The sequence below is a fragment of the Prosthecodimorpha staleyi genome (assembly GCF_018729455.1).
Lineage (GTDB): Bacteria > Pseudomonadota > Alphaproteobacteria > Rhizobiales > Ancalomicrobiaceae > Prosthecodimorpha > Prosthecodimorpha staleyi.
This window is the reverse complement of the sequence record NZ_JAHHZF010000047.1, coordinates 1-531: the sequence shown is the minus strand read 5'-3', so window position 1 is coordinate 531 and position 531 is coordinate 1. Positions and strand designations below refer to the sequence as shown.

Genomic DNA, 531 nt, shown 5'->3' with positions numbered 1-531 from the left:
CTCCTTGACCTTCTCGCCGACGCGGATCCGGAAGCCGCCGTCGAGGCCCATGTCCTCGTCCTCGATCCGGCCGCCGACCTTGGTGCCGTATTCGCCGGTGAAGCCCCAGGTCAGCTTCTCGGCCGCCGGCGCCGGGTCGACATAGAGCAGCGCGATATGCTTGCCCCAGACCCGGCCGAGGTTCGCGGTCTGGCCGGGCTTGGCGAGGTTAACGAAACTCTCGCCGACCAGCAGCTGCTGGACTTCGAACAGCTCCTCGAACTCGCGCCGGCTGATCATGCCCTTGCCGCTCTCGGTGCCCTTGACGGCATTGACCAGGTCGGGATGCGAGCGGAGCTTCGACCAGACCGGCTGGCCCATCACGACCGTGTTCGGGCGATAGACCAGCGTGCCGTCGAGGCCGTCCTTGATCACGTTGATCGGGTCGGAGGTTCCGTAGGCTTCGAAGCGGGCCGTGCCGGTCAGGGCGAGGCGCCGGCTGGCATCGTAGTTGGCGGTGTTCTGGACCAGGCCGGCGACGCGCACTTCGCG

At 67.6% G+C, this 531-nt stretch carries 1 pseudogene; it reads right to left on the bottom strand.

The annotated features are described in order from the left end of the window. Positions 1 to 531 (bottom strand): annotated as a pseudogene (locus KL771_RS28275) (major capsid protein); the annotation flags it as partial.